Origin of the sequence: Enterococcus mediterraneensis, from assembly GCF_900604485.1 — a bacterium.
GTDB lineage: Bacteria > Bacillota > Bacilli > Lactobacillales > Enterococcaceae > Enterococcus_C > Enterococcus_C mediterraneensis.
The window spans coordinates 594,786-614,693 of the sequence record NZ_UWOP01000001.1; the positions used below are offsets into that span (position 1 = coordinate 594,786).

The 19,908-nt window shown below is 40.6% G+C and carries 14 protein-coding genes; 2 read left to right on the forward strand and 12 right to left on the reverse strand.

Going from position 1 to position 19,908, the window contains the following annotated elements; translation table 11 throughout:
- Positions 1-2 precede the first annotated feature (2 nt).
- The gene (locus EFB00_RS02805) at positions 3-1,988 is read right to left on the reverse strand and encodes an alpha-L-rhamnosidase-related protein (RefSeq protein ID WP_122645414.1); all 1,986 of its coding nucleotides are present in this window, start codon (positions 1,986-1,988) and stop codon (positions 3-5) included.
- Between the two features lie 27 nt (positions 1,989-2,015).
- A complete protein-coding gene (locus EFB00_RS02810) occupies positions 2,016-3,326 on the reverse strand; it encodes an MFS transporter (protein ID WP_122645415.1) in 1,311 nt (436 codons plus the stop codon).
- A 188-nt stretch (positions 3,327-3,514) separates the two neighbouring features.
- Between EFB00_RS02810 and EFB00_RS02815 the strand changes: the two genes are divergently transcribed.
- A complete protein-coding gene (locus EFB00_RS02815) occupies positions 3,515-4,504 on the forward strand; it encodes an AraC family transcriptional regulator (protein WP_122645416.1) in 990 nt (329 codons plus the stop codon).
- Between the two features lie 203 nt (positions 4,505-4,707).
- On the opposite strand, the gene EFB00_RS02825 is transcribed toward EFB00_RS02815, so the two are convergent.
- The 5 genes from EFB00_RS02825 to EFB00_RS02845 form a co-directional block, all read right to left on the reverse strand.
- On the reverse strand, positions 4,708-6,303 hold the full coding sequence (locus EFB00_RS02825) for an ATP-binding cassette domain-containing protein (RefSeq protein ID WP_122645418.1): 1,596 nt from the start codon (positions 6,301-6,303) through the stop codon (positions 4,708-4,710).
- Positions 6,304-6,537: 234 nt separating this feature from the next.
- Positions 6,538-9,396, reverse strand: a complete 2,859-nt coding sequence (locus tag EFB00_RS02830; RefSeq protein WP_122645419.1) for an endo-beta-N-acetylglucosaminidase — start codon at positions 9,394-9,396, stop codon at positions 6,538-6,540.
- A gap of 436 nt (positions 9,397-9,832) precedes the next feature.
- A complete protein-coding gene (locus EFB00_RS02835; RefSeq protein ID WP_122645420.1) occupies positions 9,833-10,096 on the reverse strand; it encodes a type B 50S ribosomal protein L31 in 264 nt (87 codons plus the stop codon).
- A 97-nt stretch (positions 10,097-10,193) separates the two neighbouring features.
- Positions 10,194-11,489, reverse strand: coding sequence for a transcription termination factor Rho (rho, locus tag EFB00_RS02840; RefSeq protein WP_122645421.1), 1,296 nt, complete (start codon positions 11,487-11,489; stop codon positions 10,194-10,196).
- A gap of 2 nt (positions 11,490-11,491) precedes the next feature.
- Complete coding sequence (locus EFB00_RS02845; RefSeq protein WP_122645422.1) at positions 11,492-12,742, reverse strand: UDP-N-acetylglucosamine 1-carboxyvinyltransferase; 1,251 nt, start codon at positions 12,740-12,742, stop codon at positions 11,492-11,494.
- A gap of 190 nt (positions 12,743-12,932) precedes the next feature.
- Between EFB00_RS02845 and map the strand changes: the two genes are divergently transcribed.
- Complete coding sequence (gene map / locus EFB00_RS02850; protein ID WP_122645423.1) at positions 12,933-13,724, forward strand: type I methionyl aminopeptidase; 792 nt, start codon at positions 12,933-12,935, stop codon at positions 13,722-13,724.
- 127 nt (positions 13,725-13,851) lie between these two features.
- Here map and EFB00_RS02855 read toward each other — a convergent pair whose 3' ends face one another.
- The 5 genes from EFB00_RS02855 to EFB00_RS02875 all read right to left on the reverse strand — a co-directional run bounded on the left by EFB00_RS02855 (position 13,852) and on the right by EFB00_RS02875 (position 19,819).
- Positions 13,852-14,796 carry an ROK family protein gene (locus tag EFB00_RS02855; protein ID WP_122645424.1) on the reverse strand — a complete coding sequence of 315 codons (945 nt, stop codon included), beginning with the start codon at positions 14,794-14,796 and terminating at the stop codon, positions 13,852-13,854.
- Positions 14,797-15,006: 210 nt separating this feature from the next.
- Complete coding sequence (locus EFB00_RS02860; protein WP_122645425.1) at positions 15,007-15,876, reverse strand: class II fructose-bisphosphate aldolase; 870 nt, start codon at positions 15,874-15,876, stop codon at positions 15,007-15,009.
- Between the two features lie 295 nt (positions 15,877-16,171).
- Positions 16,172-17,782, reverse strand: a complete 1,611-nt coding sequence (locus EFB00_RS02865; RefSeq protein ID WP_122645426.1) for a CTP synthase — start codon at positions 17,780-17,782, stop codon at positions 16,172-16,174.
- A 281-nt stretch (positions 17,783-18,063) separates the two neighbouring features.
- Positions 18,064-19,404, reverse strand: coding sequence for a type I glutamate--ammonia ligase (gene glnA / locus EFB00_RS02870; protein WP_122645427.1), 1,341 nt, complete (start codon positions 19,402-19,404; stop codon positions 18,064-18,066).
- 37 nt (positions 19,405-19,441) lie between these two features.
- Entirely contained in the window at positions 19,442-19,819 is a 378-nt protein-coding gene (locus EFB00_RS02875; RefSeq protein WP_122645428.1) for a MerR family transcriptional regulator, read from the reverse strand.
- Between the last annotated feature and the right edge of the window lie 89 nt (positions 19,820-19,908).

Consider the following 19,908-nt stretch of genomic DNA (forward strand, 5'->3'; position numbering starts at 1 on the left):
TATTAAACAAGAGATTTTTCTTTTAGTTCCAGTACCATCTCCTGATCTTTACTAATTGGAATATCTTGATTATCGATTCGAAGGATTCCACCTGATTTAGTAGCATAAACTTTTAACATAGACTGATTTTTTTCTAAAGTCACAGATCCATCTTTGATTGGGAAAGTGCAAGAGATTTTCTCAAAAGAATCTAGTTGCGGTTCAACTAAGTATGTTTCATACCCAGGTCTGATAGGTTGGATACCGGCAAAGTATCTGCCTATCAAGTAGATAGGACTTGCTCCCCACGCATGGCATAAACTTTTTCCAAATGGATCCCCATACATTTCATAGACATCATTTCCTGTTTCTTCAGGAATATATTCTTCCCAAAAAGTGACTGCGTCTTGTTCCACCATTCCGCCCCAATAGTCACGGATTATTTCATGGACACGTTTGGTTTCTCCTAATTTGCATAAGGCATCTTGCTCAAAGAATTTAAAGTACGGTGTAGTAATCTGAGTGATATCATCATTGAGTAAAACATTCGTTAAAATACTTTGAGACTGCTCTTCATCAACGAAATCGAATAAAACGGCAAAGATATTTGCGTGACGTGTCACGTGTCTTTTTCCAGAAACATAGGAATCAATGAACGCTCCTTTTTCTTTATCCCAGAAGAATTCCATCACATTTTTCTTCAACATTTCGTAACAAGCAACGTATTGATCGATTTCTTTATTAAGGATCGAACCGCAAACAGTCATCGCTTTATAGGCTTTCAATAATAAGATTTGTTCCGCAGCCAGCGTACCTTCTTTATCCATTTCAGACCAGTCAATAAATATCCAGTCTTTTTCACGACCATAGATAAATCCATGTTCATCCGTCTGTTGAGAAAGATAGCGCATCATAGTTTCCATTTTTGGATAAATTTGTTCTAAAAATGTGGTGTCCCCTGTCATCATGTAATGATTTTCAACGGCAATGACCCAAAGGATCGAATAGTCCACAATAGTATTCATGTGCTGCTTGATTTCGTTTTGTCCTCTTAGCGCCAACATTGTCCGTTTGTTGATATCTTCATCAAAAAACAAATATTGATTGATGAAATAGCTTTGATACGCATCCCCAGACCAAATCCAACGATCCCGTTTGATACCGTCAATGAAAAACAACCCGCTGCACAATGTGAATGTATCAACAGAAATATCCCAAATCTTATTCATCAATGGATCATCAGAAGAAAAAACTGCACGATTTTCTAAAGGAATGAATTCATGGATCCCATTGATTTCAATTGATGCCGAGGTAATATCAGGAATAAAAATATAGCGGAAAGCACGTTTGCGAATCGGTGTTTCGCTTGTAACGTTTTCTTGTTTGTAATAGCATTGTTCGATATCTCTTGCTTCCGTTTCTGATTCTCCGTAACAAATAGTGATCGGTTTGTCACTATCAAGCTTTTCAATGTGTAATGGACCAAATACTGCGCGACCATAATCGATCAGTGTACCGCCATCAATATCTTTCTTTGAAAGAGGTTTGCATATTTCTGTTGCGTATTCTACAACATTTGGATCTTGCTCTTTTTTATAGTAAAGCTCACTCCACCCAGCTGGAAATTCATCAATAAAGTTACTGCAAAGCCAGCTGGTATCACTTTTGATTATTTCACCGTCAATATAGACAGCTGGAAGACCGCTGACATTTCCAACATTCACTCTGACTTTATTCTTTCCGGGCATACAGGTCACTTCTTGACCAAAAGGATATTTCACCTCGTTGACTTCAACAAATCCAACACCAGAAACGTAGACAGTAAAGCTTGTTTCTTGGTCTAAAACATAATCTCGTTTAAATTTAACATTGCGATGACAATCATCGATATTCCAGTATGCAGGCCAATCATAGCTTCTTTCTTCTCTTGAAAAATTTTGCATAAGACCCTGTCTGATTTCAAAATCGCCTGTATACCATAACCATCTTGAATCTGATTCTTTCAACATTCTAATTTCCTCACTTTCAATCACTGCTTATTTCGCTGTAATTTCTTCATTTTCATTCATTGTTTCTTGTGCGATCCCTGCTTTTTTCTGTAATCTCATCATTACGATCCCTGCTACTGCAGCAGCCAAAACGATGGCCGCAAATCCATACATAGATTTGTGGATATTCTCCGGTGCAACAAGAAATGGTGTAACAAAAGCGAAGAGACCGCAGCATAGACGTGAAAAACCATTAATGATTCCTTGTAATGACGCGCGTACTTCTGATGGAAATGATTCTTGTGTCCAAACTTTGTAAATCGCTTCTCCGGCCATTGGATTTCCAAAATTATAAAACGCGATGGTAACAGCCAATGCAATAAACCCGGCATTCCCGCCGATGACTGCCATTCCGATCATAGCCATAAACTGAACAAACGCGCCTACAAAAAATGCTTTATTTCGATAAGAGCTGCCCGCTACTGAAGCAAATACGATCGTTGTGATCAGAGAAATAATATTCAATACGATTCCAAGACCAGTTGCCTGCATTTGAGATGCTCCTGCATTTGTCAGCGCATACGTTTGGAATTGTCCCCAAGTATTTGCCAACAGATTCCAGCAAACATAGAAAATCAAAATTGCAAAAAAGAAATGACGATACACTTTTGCATTTGAACCAGTGAATATTTCTTTTGCCGAGAATTTTTTATTTTCTTCATTCAATGTTGTATTCGCCTGACGCAACTTCCCTTCTTCGTGAAAAGCACGGAATGTTTTAGAAAGCGTCCGCCAGATCCAAGTAAATAATGAAAACACCAATAAAATAGCAAAAACGATTCTTGCACCTAGTACACCTTCGATACCTGATAATAAAAATGAACAGATATAAGAAATAAAAATACCAACTTGCCAAAAGATTTGTGTTGAAGAAACCAACCGCGCAGATGTATTTTCATCTGGTGCATCATGGGAAACTACTGTCAGACTGATTGGCAGATCAGCTCCTGAAGCAACGCCCATTATAATCACGCCTATCAGCAAAGCGATAAAGTTGCCGGAGAACACACAAATGGCTGCACCGATAGCATAAAACAGGTTGACCCAATTAAATGCCCGGAATAAACCAAATAATTTTGTAATATTACCGGCAAAAAGTGAACCAAAAGCGATTGCAAAAGTCAGCGCACCAGATACTAAACCGACCTGACCTGCTGATAAATCCAATCCTTTTTGCCAAACTGGAATAGTTGCTGACAATCCTACGATACATCCTGAACCAAGCATGGAACCAATACCTGCTGCTGTTGCTAACGGGGAATATTTTTTTACTAAAGATTTCTCTGCATTTTGTACCATCTCTTTTCATCCTCTCTTAAACTATGCTCTAATATTAAACGCTTTCACCTTGAGCAACAATTTCAAAAAGACATTAATTCATTATCCAATCTACAGGTTTTATATAGTTAACAAATAATATTTACATTGACTTAAAGGGATTTTTTATTTATAAGTAAATAAACACTACTAAATTATAAGGTGATAAAATGAATGACGAGCTAATAGCACTACTAAATGAAATAGATCGTGTAGAAGCATTACAGCGCAAAACAGGAGAAAATTTCAATGAGATGAATCTAGATTATAACTCCTCTGTAATTCCAAAAATCCCTAGCAGTACGTTTTTTGATGATGGGCCGATTTTCATAAACAAACATCATCGTTTTTCCTACACACCGGCACATACCCACAGTTTTATTGAAATGAATTATGTTCTACGAGGCAATTCATCGCAAAAAATTAATGGTGAGCAGATTTTGCTCAAAGAAAATCAACTGATTCTCATGGATAAAGAAGTTATCCAACAAATTGATTATGTAGGCGAAAAAGACCTGATACTGAACTTTTTGATTCAAGATACTGCCCTCAGAACATCTTTTTTGAATTATCTTGTGACATCTGAAAACCCTGTGACAAATTTTTTCACACAAGCTGCATTGAAAAACGAGAATCATAATCGTTTTTTGATTTTTGATCTTTCTGAAGGTTCCCTTGCTCGAAACCTTTTAACGATTTTGGCAACAAAATTTTTTCGTAAAGATGAGAACTACCAGAACTCTCTAAATTTATTGTTGGGAGCACTTTTTATCGAATTGACAAATAGTGAGGTTTTATCTTCTTCATCTGACTTTACCCCTCAGACAGAGATCATCGAAATATTGCACTATATCAATGAACATTACACCTCTATCACTTTGTATGATTTAGCAGACCATTTCGGGTACAACAAAAACTATCTTAGCAACATGTTGAAAGCCAAAACCGGAATAACTTTTCAAGAAATGCTGGATCAAAAAAGACTGTCTGAAGCAAAAAAGCTTTTGCAAGAATCCGATATGGCCATAAATGAGATCGCAGAAATGGTTGGTTACAAGAGCGTTCCTTCACTTTTCAAACTTTTTCAACATCGTCTACACATAACGCCAAATGAATATCGGCAGCGGATAAGAAAGGCTCGGGAAGATAAAAGAGAATAGATGTGGTAAAAAAGAAGATGACAGAAGGGAAAGTTGAGGCAACGTTCTCTAGCGATAAATCCAGAGAAGCACCTTCTTCTTACACTACTAAAAAAACCTTTGACTTATGTGTCAAAGGTTTTAATGTATTATCAGTATTCTTTGGAAAAATATTTTATAGTTTTACTTATTATATAGCTTGTAAATTTCCATTCGTTTTCACTCTAGATTTTCAGTTCGATCACTTTATCCACGAATTCTAAATTTTTAGGTCGATGGGTGATCATTAAAACGATTTTACCGTTAAATTCTTTTTTGATTTCCGTTAAAATCTTTTCCTCTGTGGCTTCGTCTAAAGCAGACGTCGCTTCATCTATGATGATTACTTCGGCATCTGAGAAAAACATCCGTGCAAACGCGATCCGCTGTTTTTCACCGCCAGAAATATTAGCCCCCTTCTCCCCGATTGGTGTCTCTAATCCATTTTCAAGAGAGCGATAAAACTTGGTCAGCTGGCATTTCTCTAACACTTCAATGATGTCTATATCGGCGACTTCTTTATCAAAAACAATATTTTCTTTTAAAGAACCTTGGAAGATAGGTGCATCCTGTGACAAGTAAAAAATATGATCATAATACTCATCTAAGTTGAACGTAGAAAGCTTCGTGTGATCGATCAATACGTCACCTTTAGCAGGTTTGAATAAACCCAAGATCGTTTTTATCAATGTTGATTTTCCCGCTCCGCTTTCACCAACGATCCCATAGACCATGTCGCTATTAAGTTCTAAGTTAAAATTGTTCAAAATTTGCTTATTATGGATAGATAGATCCAGATCGACTATCTGGATACCTCTGATTCGTTGGAGGGATTTGCTTTCAGTAAATAGTCCTTCATCGTTTGGCGCATTATAAAAACTTTTCAACCGATCATAGGCTACTTTATCCAAATTATATTGTACAAAGATCACATTGAATATCGCGACCGGCGTATACACTTTATCGACATAAATCGTTAAAGCAACCAATCCTCCTAAGCTGGTGTTGATGATCCCCGTAACCGCCGATACAATGATTATTAGTTTGATAACAGCGACAAGAAAGGCAAAAAAGCCAAAGAAAAATTCATGGATCATCGTCAGTTTCGTCAAATCATTCGTTGTCGATTCTGCCATTTGGGCATACTTGCTGATTTCTTTTTGATATCTTTTGTTGATCCTAAACGTTATCATTTCTGTTATGCCGCGAATCAAAAGGTTATTCATCACTTCTTCAGAAATCAAAGAACTTTCCTTGATGGATTGTAAAATCTTCAGGAGATATTTTGTTACAAGAAATACCACGATATAACCGATCAGTATCGCCGGAAGCAATCTCACGTCAATGATTGCAATAAAGAATAGATTAAATATAGTTTCCGGAATCAGTTCTCGAATTAGCCTGCCAAAGAAATTCAGATGGATGTTTCTACCGGCATTTGCTCCGGATTCGACCTTTTGGAGAAGAGATCCTGAGCCGATTTCCAAGTATTCTGAATAGGAAATCTTACTGATTTTAACAAGTGCCATTTCTTTTAAATAAAAATAGATACCGTTTTGCAATTTCGTCTTCGGTTTTTGCTCTAGATAGGCAAGTACTGGGACTAGAAGGATCGTTAAACCATATAGGAAAATGAACCTTATATCTACTCTTTTGCCAAATGTATCCAGTAATTTTTGAAAGTAAAACACATTGACCGCGCTCAAAAATGAGACAATAATTCCTATTCCGATATATATCGACAGCTCCCTTTTGAATCGCTTCCACAAATTGATTGCCATTATTTCCTCCTACTGATTCCGCAGTATCTCCATAAACATTTTTTTCGTATTTCAAATTAATCACTCTTACAGCTTTTATTAGATACAGCCCTATTATAGATTTTTAGTCCCTCCAATCTTCAACGCACTATAATATTATTTGGTAAAAAACAGACCACATCCGAAAATGTAGTCTGTTAAATAGATGTTTTAGACATCTTTAAAGGGTGATTCGTTTTCACAAAAAAGATAGTACTATTTCAATCCGTAAACACCCATTTCATAGATTCGAACTGCAGTGTCAGAACCTTGAGTCGGCTTGTCTGAAGACAAACGCACGTAGCGAGCTTTGACTGCCGAAAAAGTATCCACGGATTCAGACGCAGTATTGTTGATGATGCGAGCAACTTGAGTAAATTCTTTTCCATCTTCGCTCACTAAGATCGAATAAGCTTTAGTGTTCATATCTGGACTTTCGCCACCAGCTTCAGCGTGAGCCAGATGTACTTCACTGATAGTTTTCACCGCTCCCAGATCAAGAGTGATTTCATGTGGCGGCGTACCAGTTGCACACCATTTGGTATCTAGTTTTCCATCCACAGCCATCTGTGGCGCTTCGTTATCATTGGTGAAACCAGATGCCTCCGTTTTCACACCTGATGATAATAATGCCAAATCACCTTTTGCATCGTCAGAAACCGTGATAAACTCTTTGATTTCTACCGGAGTTTCGCCGGCTTTGTTTTTAGCAGTAAGTTTTACTGCATAAGTTCCTGCTTTATCGTAAGTTACGACTGGCGCATCATCTGTGCTATCAACGATATTACCGCCTTCAAATTCCCATTTCACAGAATCTGTATTGCTAGAAGAGGCATTGGTAAATGTCACGCTGTCCCCAGGTGCGATCAAGGTTCGAGAAGCTTTGAAAGTCGCTTTTGGAATCGCGTTGTTTGGCCATTTCAAGGTTATTTTTTCAGAAGCTTTGCCGCGGTTGCCCCAGATATCTACCGGCACTACAACAAAGTTTGTTTTATTGGTGTCGTCATTGCGTTCCAGTGCGTTGATATAATGGTTGGCGGCGGGAGTTGCGCCAACAAATGAACGACTGTCGTCCTTGTTGATACGATAGATTTCATAATGTGAGAAGTCATCATCTTTCACCGCATCCCAAGTCAGACGGATACCGGCAAAATTGCTTTCTTCTTCATCAAAAAGAGAATCCTCAATTTTGACATTTTTTACAGAAAGATCATTCTTGCTTTCTTTTCCAGTAACAGCGATCTGTCCAAAATTCAGCTCATAAACATCGCTGGTCTTAGCACTTTCTATGCTATAAGAGATAGCTTTGATTTCTTTACCGGCAGCTTTGGAAACATTATAAGTGACTGTCGTCCAGCCATTTTTTACCTGTTTGTCTCCTTTGAAAGTTTCTTCTTTACCATCAGAAAATGTCAGAATCAGATCCAATGCCGTTTTCTCACTAGCTTTAGCGGTAGTGGTGAATACTGTTCCTTTATCAAGCTTCAGATCAGCGGCATATAATTTCACAGTACTAGCAACTTTCGCATTCATCGTACCTCGCATTTTCAAGGAATTACCTCCTTGGAAAGCATCTGTATAGTCCATCGAAACATTTAAATCATTGCCTTTTCCGTGTTGGAAGATCCAACGATAAGTCGGTAGAATATCCTGCAGACTGCGGTTGTTCCAGTCCAATCCAGAAACTTTTTTACCATCGATGAAGTAATTATAGCCATTCCCCAGATTGAAATTGGTAACAAACGGAGTTTCAGTAACTGCGGTCTGTTCCACGGCATAGGTAGAAACTCCCGGCCATTCACCGTCTTTTACTGGAACACTCAAAGTCGGATCAGCTTGGCCATTGACCCAGAATGTATTTTCCCGTTCTTGGATATCATCTGGTGTCCCTCCGGAAAAGTAGGTCCAATCAGGAACGTACAATCCAAGAGAAGTGTATGGTTTGTTGTTTTTGTCAGTGAACAGGCTCCAACGGGTAGGTGTCATAAAACCGTTTGCCTGTACGTCGATCCCAGCAAAAAGTTCATAAGGATCGATCCCAAGCTCTTTGGCTTTAGCTGCTGATTTTTCCAACAGCTTATCTTTTGCCAATTCATCAGTATTCCACCAAAAATTCAAGAACATATTATCAGCTACCGGATTCATATCAGCATCCACCAAGAAGGCATCATTTTTATCTGTCAAAGCATTTTGCCAGTCCATTTTTCCTTCTTTGGTCATGGAGTCATACCACATCAGATCCTGTTTATCGCCGACTTTAGCTTTGTATGCTTTGATCAGTTCCTGCATTAGATCCGCATGTTTTTTGTTTAACTCGGATGTCGCTTTGTCTTCTTTAGCAGCACCTTTATTTTCCGCCGCTTCATCAAAGCTGGTGACTTCATTATCGGTTTCTTGATTGATGAACCAACCATCAAAACCGTATTGATCTGCCACTTCAACCAGCTTATCTACGATCGGGAAATTTCCGTCTTTGTCTTTTTCTAAGAATTGTGAGAGCCATTCGATCTTACCGCCATGAGCAGTTTGCGGGAAGAAGATAGTACCTAAGATCGGTACACCGTTTTTGTGGGCAGCATCGATCACATCGGCACTTGGCGGTACGATGATTCCTTCACCAGACGAACCGCCCCAATACACCATCTTGTCGATGTATTGCCAAGACGAGAAAACATTGCTGTCAAATGTGTTGATCCCCCGCGGAGCATTACCGCTAGTGCTGGCATTCATGATAGACAATGCGACTACCTGCATATCAGGATCTTGTGTGTCATTGACTTTAGCTAAAGATTTTTTGTCCACCTGCTTCGCCAATGGTGTGGTGCTGACGTTGTATTTCGCGTCAGGATCTTTAGCAAAATCCCATTTCAATAAATCCTCCGGGAACCAATAAGAAGCTTGAGGCTGGTTGTCCATCCCCCGATCCAGTTTGGCTTCCTCAGTCTCCGAGTAAACGATTTTTGATTCATTTTTGGCTGCCTGTCCCTGAGTTTGGGTTTGACACCCGGCCGCACCAACTGTCAACGCTGCTAACAACACTAAGACTGACACGCTTTTCAAACGAATGTGTTTCATCTTTCTCCTCCTTGATCTGTTTTTCGCTCTGTTTTGAGAACTATCCTCTGATCCATGGACTACTAACAGGACTACATCTGTCTTTTATCAAATAGGCCGCAGTTTTTTGAAATCGTTGTCATTTTATAGCAGAGAAAATCATTAGACAGAAAAATAATTGCGAAAGATAACAACAAACCTGTCATAAGAACAACATACTACCTGTTTTTTGAATTCATTGATCAGCAATTAAAAGATAACGTTTTCATAAACAGATTCATAGGAACAAACTAAAGGTATATTGAAACAAATTAAAGGAGTTTTTTATTTAGGGAAGTTAAATGTTTTGAGAAAAAAGCTGTGGAGGGATTTATGGATACGGAAGTTATTTGTGTTATTTCACGAAAAAACCTCCCCATCGAGTGACGAGAAGGTTCGTTTATTCTGAAAATCAGAATTATTCCGCAGCGTTTGCGTCTTTGAGACCGTATTTTTTGTTGAAACGGTCCACGCGGCCATCTGCTTGAGTAAATTTTTGACGTCCAGTATAGAATGGATGTGAGTCGGATGTTACTTCGACACGGATCAATGGATATGTGTTTCCATCTTCCCATTCAACAGTTTCTTGTGAGTTCTTTGTTGAACCTGACAAGAATTTGAAGCCTGTTGTTGAATCCATAAATACCACTGGATGATAATTTGGATGGATATCTTGTTTCATAGTTTTTTCGCTCCTTTGCCCTGGTTCATTTGCTGGACCAGAGTTATTTGTCGATTTACAACAGTAACATAGTATCATGTTTGGTATAAAGATGCAATTATCTTTTCAGATTTCTTTTTGGGGATTTTTTCCCGAAAGAGACTTCTTGAAAAGCAGAAAACAACTGAGTGTTGTCCTTCGTCTTCTTCAAAAATTGGATGAATTGTTCCGTGTATTCCAATGAATCGCCGCTCATGTTGTTGCGCAATTTCCAAGTTTCTTCTAGCTGCTCTGATGTCATCAGCAGTTCTTCTTTGCGGGTACCGGATTTTTTGATGTCGATAGCTGGGAAGATGCGGCGTTCTGCCAATTCGCGGGATAGATGGAGTTCCATATTCCCAGTCCCTTTGAATTCTTCATAAATCACATCGTCCATCCGACTGCCGGTATCGACCAATGCCGTAGCTAAGATCGTCAAGCTGCCGCCTTCTTCGATATTTCTGGCTGCTCCAAAGAATTTCTTCGGTTTGTACAACGCCGCAGGATCGATCCCGCCGCTCAAGGTACGTCCGCTTGGCGGAACGACCAGATTATAGGCCCGTGCCAAACGAGTGATACTGTCCATCAGGATCACCACGTCCCGTTTATCTTCTACCAAGCGCATCGCCCGTTCCAACACAAGCTCCGACACTCGAGTATGGTTGCTTGGCTGCAGATCAAATGTAGAAGATACTACATCGCCTTTGACACTGCGTTCCAAATCAGTAACTTCTTCCGGACGTTCATCGATCAGCAATACGATCAATTCCACATCGGGAAAATTATCCGTGATTCCATTCGCGATCTCTTTCAATACGCTGGTTTTCCCAGCCTTTGGAGGTGCGACGATCAATCCCCGCTGTCCAAAACCAACCGGTGAAAAAATATCGATCATGCGTGTCGCCAAACGTCCGGTCGTAGTTTCCAATTTTACTTGGCGATCAGGATAAAGAGGTGTCAACGCTGGAAAATGGGGACGTTCTTTTGCTTCTTCCGGGTCTTTGCCATTGACGCTTTCCACGTGCATCAATCCGTAGTAACGTTCGGATTCTTTTGGCGGACGAGCTTTGCCGGCTACCTTGTCACCATTTCGCAATCCAAAGCGGCGAATCTGGGAAGAAGAGATGTAAATATCTTCTGCGCTGGGGCCGTAGTTGATAGGGCGTAAAAAGCCGTAGCCGTCCTGACCGACGATATCCAAAATCCCTTCCATATAAAAGAAACCTTGTTTTTCCGCTTGCGCCCGAATGACCGCTAAAGAAAGCTCTTTTTTATTCATTTGGCTGTAATAAGGGATCTTAAATTCTTTCGCGTAGGTATAGATTTCTTTCAGCGTACTGTTTTCCAGTTCCGCCATTGTTAAATAATCGCTCATGCTTACTCCTTCATTTCGATATCTGCGCCTAAGGCAGTCAATTTTTCAATAATGTTGTCGTATCCTCGCAAAATGTAATCTACATTAGTAATGGTAGTCGTTCCTTCTGCCATCAGTCCTGCGATCACCAGACATGCACCGGCTCTAAGATCAGAAGCGGCTACTTCTGCACCATGAAGTTTATTTGGCCCATGGATAATCACCACATCCCCTTCTACTTGTGCTTTGGCACCCATCCGAACAAGTTCCGGGATGTGATTGGTCCGTTGTGCATAAATTGTGTCGATCACTTCAGAAGTACCGCTGGCTTTCAACAAAAGCGGTGTGATGGGCTGTTGCAAATCGGTAGCAAATCCTGGATATGGATAAGTTTTGACACTGATGGGATTGAATTTCTTCACAGGAAAGACTTCGATAGTATCTTCGCTGATTTCCATCGGTACACCGATTTCTTCCAGCTTTGAAATGTAGCTTTCCAAGTGTTCGTAGATAACGTTGTTGACTTTGATGCCTTCACCCACTGCCGCGGCCAATGCAAGATAAGTTCCTGCCTCGATACGGTCAGGAATGATCGAGTGCCGGCAACCGTGGAGTTCTTTGACACCTTCGATGCGGATCTCGTTGGTACCGGCACCGCGGATTTTAGCTCCCATGTTGTTCAGTAAAGTCGCCACATCAATGATCTCTGGTTCGCGAGCAGCATTTTCAATGATCGTCTTGCCTTCTGCTCTGACTGCCGCCAACATCACATTGATGGTCGCACCGATCGAGACCATATCTAAAAAGATGCGTTCCCCTTGTAATTTTTCGGTACGCAGATAGACCGCACCGTGTTCAGTAGTGACTTCTGCGCCTAATGCTTTGAAACCTTTGATATGCAGATCAATAGGACGCGGGCCTAAATAGCAGCCCCCCGGCAAACCAACCACTGCTTCACCGAATTTTCCTAACAATGCTCCCATAAAGTAATACGAAGCACGCAAGCTATTGATCTTACCGTTTGGCATCGGGATTGAAACCATCTCTCGGGGATCGATCTCTAATTGATTATTCTCAAAATGAGTTTTTACACCCATTATTTCCAAAATTTCGATCAAAGAATGAACATCTTTGATATCAGGAACGCCTTCTAAAACTACAGGCGAGTTTGCTAAAATCGCTGCTGGGATCAGTGCTACCGCGCTGTTCTTCGCACCGCTGACGGTCACTTCACCTTTAAGCGGCTTGCCGCCGCGAATAATAATTTTCTTCATGTGTTTCTCCTTTTAACGCTTCTATGTATCTCAGTAATTTTAACATACTGTAAATGAAGAGAAAAGGAGAACCAATCTTCTGTCTTTTGACGTCAAAATTTTTAACAAATACTTATTATGAAAAGAGAAGACGTGTGAAATCCGGTAGAATGGTGTATGATTAATTGGAAAATCAGTTGGAGGTAAATAAATGATCACTATCAAATCAAAACGTGAAATTGAAGGCATGCGGGAATCAGGCGCGATTTTGGCCGGTATGCACAAAGGATTACGAGATATTATCAAACCGGGAATTTCAAGCTGGGAGATCGAAGAATTCGGGCGGCACTACATCGAAAGTCATGGCGCGATCCCAGAACAAATCGGATTTGAAGGTTACAAGTACGCTACTTGTGTTTGTGTCAACGATGAAGTCGCTCATGCGATCCCTCGGAAAAATCTGATCCTAAAAGAAGGCGATATCGTAAAAGTCGATACTGTCGTCAATTACAAAGGCTATATGAGCGATTCCTGCTGGACATATGCTGTGGGGAAAATCAGCGAAGAAGCGCAAAAATTGATGGATGTTACTCACAAAGCCCTTTATTTAGGGATCGAACAAGCTGTTGTCGGTAATCGGATTGGTGATATCGGTGCCGCGATCCAAAAATATGTGGAAACAGAAAACGGCTTTGGGAACGTGCGGGAATTGATTGGGCATGGTATCCAACCAACGATGCACGAATTACCTGATGTCCCTCACTACGGCGTAGCCGGTCGCGGTCTGCGATTAAAAGCCGGTATGACCATCACTATTGAGCCAATGGTCAACCTTGGTACTTGGCGGATTGTTCCTAAAGAAGTGCCAAACGAAGATTGGGAATATTACGTTTCCGCTGATCATAGTGTGAGTGCACAATATGAACACACTATCGCCATCACAGAAGATGGTCCTAAGATCTTAACGAGCCAAGATCCTGAGACAGACGCTGCGTATTTATAGTAGATAGATTTTAGGAAAAGCTGGGACAGAAATTAACAAACACATAATATCCGAACGATTTAAGGATCGTTCGGATATTTTTGTCTGATTATTATTTATATCACAGTCCTTTTCCAATAGATAAGAATCAAATCAATTGTTTAGCTGTGACTTGCCGATGGATCTGATAGACCGCACCGATCATTCCGGCATCATTTTGCAGTTTAGCCGGCAGAACAGGCGCGATCGTTTGATCTTTCAAGTAGCAGATGGCCTGATGTCTATCAAGTACCTCAGCTAACCGTACTTGAAAACGATGATTGAACTCCTGATTCGCACTGATCCCACCACCGAATAAAATAATCTCTGGATCAAAACAGCTGATCAGATTCAACATCCCTACCGATAGATCGGTTAAAAACTGATCCACGATCTTAATCGCTAACTCTTCGCCAACTGCTTCCCGGCGAAAGATCTCTCTAGCATCCAGAATATCGTCCGCTGTTTCATCAACTGCTGATTGAGCCAGATTGTATTGATAACAAAGCCCGCCCACTGTTGCTGCACGTTTGTTCCAAGAAACTTCCTCGATGTTTCCCGTATCCGGTAAACGATCGATAATGCTCCAACCAAATTCCCCTGCCATACCATGTGCACCTCGAAAAACCTCGCCATTGATCACGATCCCACCGCCGATTCCGCTGCCCAGAACTACGCATAAATAGTTGTCGATCCCTTGGGCATTTCCTATCCAGCGTTCTGCAATCGCCGCCGCATTCGCATCATTTTCAATAGAAACCGGCAGACCAGTCAATTTTTCCAATTCGACTTTGATATTTGCACCATAGAAAGATTTGATAGCACCCGCCGTAAGCATGTAGCCATCTTTTTGGATGATACCCGGTGCGCTGATACCGATACCGTCGATTTTTTCGTAACGCTGTTGCGCATCTTCCACGATCTCCAAAAGCTCCGTCAAAAACACGGATAGATCGTAATTGGTAGGTATTTTCCCTTTTTCCAAAACGGTACCCAGTTCATCCAAAACACCATATTTCACGGTTGTACCGCCAATATCAAATCCTACATACATTCTTACAGCCTCCTAGTCTCTATTCTCTTATTGATCAAAATTTTTAGTAGTAGTTCCCGTTATTTCGTTAATGAGTCGAACAACTACTGCATCTTAATTTAAGGATAAACTGCTTCCACTGTAAAAACAACATTTTTTAAAAGCGATTACATTTAGAGACAAAAAAACTTCAGATCAAAATGATCTGAAGTTCAAAAGTTTGGGATCAAATTACGCTTTGTTAGCTGAACCGAACCAGTCGATGTGTTCTTCAGCATCTTTGATGATTGCTGCTTTACCTGGTGCTAACAATTTACGTGGGTCAAAGCCTTTACCTTCTAAGTCTTTGCCAGCTTCGATATATTCACGAGTTGCTTTAGCAAATGACAATTGGAATTCAGTATTAACGTTAACTTTTGAGATACCCATTGAGATAGCTTTTTGGATTTGTTCTTGAGGAATACCTGAACCGCCGTGTAATACTAATGGCACATCTTCGCCAACAGCTTCTGCAATTGCTTGCAAGTGGTCAAATGCTAGACCAGTCCAGTTTTCAGGATAAACACCGTGGATGTTACCAATACCACATGCTAAGTAGTCGATACCTGTAGCAACCATTTGTTTACATTCTTCAATGTCAGCTAATTCGCCAGCACCGATGATTCCGTCTTCTTCTCCGCCGATTGAACCAACTTCACATTCAACAGAAACGCCTTTTGCATGAGCTTTTTCAACAACGTCTTTAGCCAATTTCAAGTTTTCTTCAAATGGTAAATGAGAACCATCGAACATAACTGAAGTATAGCCAACTTCGATACATTCTAGAGCTGCTTCGTAATCCCCATGGTCTAAGTGGATAGCAACTGGTACAGTGATGTTCATTGATTCTACTAAATCAGTGATAAGATCTTTTGCAAGTTTGTAACCACCCATGTATTTAGCAGCGCCCATTGAAGTTTGGATTAGAACTGGTGCTTTTTTAGCTTCAGCAGCTGTTAAAATAGCTTGAGTCCATTCTAAATTGTTTGTATTGAATCCACCTACTGCATAACCGCCTTTACGTGCAGCTTTTAAGAATTCTGCTCCTGATACTACTGGCATAAAAAATTCCTCCTAAGTTTTTAATAAACTTTATTTGTTAAGCAAGCTTAACCAACGTTCTTATTTTAGCAAATATTTGCTGAATTTACCACTAAAAATATATATTTTGATTTTCAATAATAAGCTGGATAATTTAAAATACCAATCGTTTTCACTTTATTTTCTGAAACAATTTACGTTTCATCAAGTCCAAGCATCAAATAACTAACGGTTAAGATAACAAATTTTCTCAGCATTTCATGAAAATATACAGGCAACTCAAACAGCTGGTAACTGATTTGAGCCGCCTGTTTTTTTATTCCGCTTCTCTTTCAGCCAACGCTGCGCCGACAAATGCTTTGATCAGCTTTTGTGGACGGTTTGGACGTGAAATCAATTCTGGGTGGAATTGACAACCCACGAAGAATTTTTTGTCAGGAAGTTCAACGATTTCTGCCAAACGATTGTCTGGAGAAACACCGGAGAAGACCAATCCATGTTCTTCAAACATTTGACGATAGCTGTTGTTGAATTCATAACGATGGCGATGACGTTCTTGGACAACTTCTTCGTTATCGTAAGCAGCCGCCGTTTTAGTGCCTTTTTTCAATTTACATGGGTATAAGCCCAGACGTAATGTTCCGCCAAGATTTTCGACATTTTCTTGGTCTGCCATCAGATCGATGATGTTGTTTGGTGTGTTTGGATCTGTTTCTGCTGAGTTTGCGTCTTTCAATCCTACAACATTGCGGCCGAACTCGACACAAGCCATTTGCATCCCTAGACAGATACCTAAGAAAGGCACATCATTTTCACGAGCATATTTGATTGCTTCGATCTTGCCTTCCACACCGCGATCGCCAAAACCGCCGGGAACTAAGATGCCGTCTGCGTCTTTCAACAATTCATGGACGTTTTCAGAAGTTACTTCTTGTGCTTTGATCCAATCGATCTCGATATCGGAATTATACGCAAAACCGGAATGTTTCAGTGCTTCCACAACGGAGATATAAGCATCAGGCAATTCAACATATTTGCCGACTAACGCGATCCGTGTTTTTTTCTTCAAGTTCAATACACGTTCTTCCAGTGCTCGCCATTCTGTCATGTCGGCTTCCGGCACATCCAATTTCAAATGATCACAAACGATTTGATCCATGCCTTGCGCTTGCAATGCTAATGGGATGGAATATAATGTTTCCACGTCGCGAGATTCGATCACGGCTTCAGGAGCTACGTCACAAAATTGTGCCAATTTGTTTTTAATGCTTTGAGAAACCGGCAATTCTGTACGAACCACCAAAATATTTGGTTGGATACCCAAACTGCGCAATTCTTTTACACTGTGTTGTGTTGGTTTAGTTTTCATTTCGCCGGCTGCCCGCAAGTAAGGAATCAGTGTTGTGTGAATGTACATCACATTATCCGCACCTACATCAGCTTTCATTTGACGCAACGCTTCTAGAAACGGCAATGATTCGATATCGCCGACGGTTCCGCCGACTTCAGTGATGATGATATCAGAATCAGTCATCTTGGCTGCCCGCATGATCTTTTCCTTGATCTCGTTTGTGATATGAGGGATAACTTGGACTGTCGCGCCAAGGTATTCGCCTTTACGTTCTTTGCGCAAAACTTCAGAATAAATTTTTCCGGTAGTGACATTAGAATATTTGTTCAAATTGATATCAATAAAACGTTCATAGTGTCCCAAGTCCAAGTCTGTTTCAGCACCGTCGTCTGTGACGAAAACTTCACCGTGCTGATATGGACTCATCGTTCCTGGATCGACATTAATGTAAGGGTCGAATTTTTGGATAGTAACTTTCAATCCGCGGTTTTTCAGCAATCGTCCTAACGAAGCAGCCACGATCCCTTTTCCGATCGACGAAACAACGCCACCTGTTACAAAAATATATTTTGTCATAAATTGAAAAACTCCTTCTACATTTTTTCGCAGGAAAGGCTCTGTAAAAAAATAAAGAAGCTCCCTATCCATACATGAATAGGGAGCATATTATCAGACCTTTTTGACCCTTTCTTCAAGGGTGCCCAAACAGAATATTACAATCTACGGCGGAGAAAGTCAAGAAAATATTTTCAATAAAGTTACCATGATTTTTTCATTCATTGCAAACCCCCATGGAAAATCAGTTCTCTAAGTAAAAATACCGCTTCGAAGCAAGATCCGAAGCGGCATTTCTTCTATTAATAAAGTTCTAGATATTGTTCTCTTTCCCATTCGGAAACAGTTTGACGGAAGGAAGCCCATTCCAAACGTTTTGCTTCAACAAAGTTTGCGTAAATATGTTTGCCTAACGCATCGACCATCACTGGATCTTTACGCAATTCTTTGATAGCGTTGTGGATCGTTGAAGGAAGATCTTTGATTTGAGCTGCTTCTCGTTCTGCTTCGTTCATAACATAGATATTGCGATCAACTGCTGGCGGCGGTGTGATCTTGTTTTTGATACCGTCTAACCCTGCTTGTAAAAGGACAGCCATTGCCAGATAGGGATTTGCGGAAGGGTCTACTGAACGCAATTCCAAACGTGTGGACAACCCGCGGGATTCTGGGACACGGATCAATGGTGAACGATTGCGGCCAGACCAAGCGACATACACAGGTGCTTCATAGCCGGGAACCAACCGTTTGTATGAATTGACGATCGGATTGCAGACCGCAGTATAAGCACGAGCATGTTCGATCAAACCACCTAAGAAATAATAAGCCGTTTGACTCAGCTGCATTTCACCGTCTTTATCAAAAAAGACATTTTCATCCCCTTTAAATAAGGACATGTTGCAGTGCATCCCTGAACCGTTGATACCAAACAACGGTTTTGGCATAAATGTCGCATGCAGACCGTGTTTGCGAGCAATCGTCTTAACGACTAATTTAAAGGTTTGAATGTTGTCACAGGCTTCTACGACATCCGCATATTTAAAGTCGATCTCATGTTGTCCGGGAGCTACTTCATGGTGGGAAGCTTCAACTTCAAAACCTAATTTTTCTAATTCTAACACGATGTCGCGACGGCAGTTTTCACCCAAATCAGTTGGCGCAAAATCGAAATAACCGCCTTTATCATTCAGGTCCATTGTGATCTCGCCGTCTTCGTCTAATTTAAATAAGAAAAATTCTGGTTCTGGGCCAAGGTTAAAGGAAGTAAAACCTAATTTTTCCATATCGCTCAATGCACGTTTCAAATTGCCGCGAGGGTCGCCGGCAAATGGTTCGCCATTTGGATTGTAAATATCACAGATCAAACGGGCAACTTTTCCATGCTCGCTTTCCCATGGGAAAATCATCCATGTAGTCAAGTCAGGAAACAGGTACATATCGCTCTCTTCGATTCGAACAAACCCTTCGATGGACGATCCATCGAACATCATTTTATTGTCTAAAACCTTATCCAACTGGCTGACCGGTACTTCCACGTTTTTGATCGTTCCCATTATATCTGTAAACATTAGACGTAGAAAACGGACATTTTCCTCCTCTACGATACGTTTGATATCTTCCTTTGTGTTTTGCGTTTTTGGCATAGTATCCCTTCCCCTCATTTTTCAGTTAATCCTTTTTTTACATCCGCGGTCCTTTTTGTTGGAAAGGACTCGGCGGTGTCAATCCGCCCTGAGAAAGCAGCTCGTCATAGAAGATCCGTCGAACATCTTCATCGGTCAATGATTTTTGTTCATCTTCAGCTTTTTCCTGTTGCTTCATTTGATAAACATGTTTGATGCCCGCCATATTCAACCCTTCAGAGAGATAATCCTTGATTTCCAACAACGTATCGATATCATTCAATGAATACATTCGGCGATTGCCCTCGCTTCTTTCCGGATGTATCAAATCTTGCTCTTCATAATAACGAATTTGGCGCGCAGTCAAATCAGTCAACTTCATCACCGTACCAATCGGAAAAACGGACATTGAGCGGCGTAATTCTTTTTCCCGCATAGTTTCTCTCCTCTCTAGACAAGACGTCCTCTTGAACTTGACATAACTATACCAATACTAAAAAATACTGTCAATAGTTTTATGTAAGA